Annotated in this window: 1 protein-coding gene and 1 tRNA gene; both read right to left on the reverse strand. The window is 41.4% G+C overall.

Going from position 1 to position 1,685, the window contains the following annotated elements:
• Positions 1–73 precede the first annotated feature (73 nt).
• Positions 74–150, reverse strand: a tRNA-Trp gene (locus tag CXF78_RS16665).
• Between the two features lie 554 nt (positions 151–704).
• Complete coding sequence (locus CXF78_RS16670; protein WP_102037403.1) at positions 705–1,004, reverse strand: transposase; 300 nt, start codon at positions 1,002–1,004, stop codon at positions 705–707.
• Between the last annotated feature and the right edge of the window lie 681 nt (positions 1,005–1,685).

The following is a 1,685-nucleotide window of genomic DNA, read 5'->3' on the forward strand; positions in this document are numbered from 1 at the left end:
CTTTCTGTTTCTAAGTTATATTCTACACAATTGAAAACGGCTCGCATATTTCTATGCAAGCCGTTATTTTATTTGGCAGGGGTGGCAAGACTCGAACTCGCAACCATCGGTTTTGGAGACCGCTGTTCTACCAATTGGAACTACACCCCTGTTGACGAGGGGCATTATGCTAAAACCACCACCAAAGGTAAAGTACTTTTTATAATAAAGTGCTCAACTGCAGTTTTTTCAGGCAAGTTAGCCAATCCAATCAATTTATGTGTAGATCATACAGCTAAGTAGAGCCATTTAGCTCCAGATCAAACGTACGTCACATCCGCACGCCAAACCAAATTGGTTTATAGCGTCAACGTTAAACTGTTGCTTTAACAAACTAGGCGCGATTGTAGGCTCATCATTCGCTATCTTGTAGCGATGTTTTCTGGGTTGGCTACTAATAAGTCGTGCATCTCTCATTAAACTGGCAGCCTTATAACGGCCAACATTTTCACCTAATTGATTGAGCTAGCCTGCTATCGTTCTCGCGCCAGCAGAGCCTCGGCTATCACGGTGGATTGCAATTGCTTGCTGGCGCAACTTCTCACGTTCAGGCTTCACTAGTCCACGATGTTTGAGATGATAATGGTAGCTACTTCGCGGTATTTCAAATAAATGGCAAAGCTGTTTGACGATGTTCTGCTCTCTCGATAACGATTCAATTAACGCTATCGTTTGATGTTGTCTTGCATTAAGAGAGCGGTAGCCTTTTTTAGGATGTCTTTCTCCCATTCAATCTTCTTAATTTGCGCTTCAAGCTCTTGAATTCGTTTTTGCTCAGGAGTGATGGCATTAGCTGATGGAGTAATACCTTCAAATTCTTGTATTAGCTGGGTTACCCAACGTCTAATCGCTGTCGGGCCTACGCCGGTTGCATCATAAGCTTCTCGGATGGTGTAGCCTTGTTTAATTACAAGGTTAGCGGTATCTATTTTAATTTCAGTTGAGCAAGTTGGTTGAGTCTTCATTACTGTTACATCGTTTAATCTTCTGGCAAGTTTACCTCATATCGGTGTACAGTTTCATTAAGCTACAATACAGTAAACTAACAGCCATCTGATTAAGCTGGCCAGCTATCGCTCTCGCATCTGCTGAGCAACTACTATCATAGTGGATTGCAATTGATAGCAGGCATAACTTCTCACGTTCAGGCTTTACTAATCCACGATGTTTTAGATGATAATGGTAGCTACTACGTGGTATGCCAAACAAATGACAAAGCTGTTTGACGATATTCTGCTCTCTCGATAACGATTTAATTAACGCTATCGTTTGATGCTGTCTTACATTAAGAGAGAGATAGCCTTTTTGATATCATCTATACAACAATGTGATGCAATCAACAGCCATCCTCTCAAATTACAGACGTAAAAAGCTCGCTAATAATAGCGGGCTGTTTCACGACTCTTGCAAGTCAATTAGGCGCCTGAAAATGACCTATTTCGCATGGGCATATCGTCCACACAAGCATTATGCTCATATTAACCAAACCGTAATGTCAACAAATAACAGACATAAAAAAGCCCGCTACATAATAGCGGGCTGTTTCACGACTCTTTCAACTCAATTAGGCACCTGGAAATGACCTATTTCGCATGGGCATATCGTCCACACAAGCATTATGCTCATATTAACCAAACCGTAATTTA

It is taken from the genome of Shewanella sp. 11B5 (genome assembly GCF_002836795.1).
Lineage (GTDB): Bacteria > Pseudomonadota > Gammaproteobacteria > Enterobacterales > Shewanellaceae > Shewanella > Shewanella frigidimarina.

Bases quoted from the DNA above. Each gene is read 5' to 3' on its own strand.
- CXF78_RS16670 (WP_102037403.1), bottom strand. From the start codon at position 1,004: ATGAAGACTCAACCAACTTGCTCAACTGAAATTAAAATAGATACCGCT.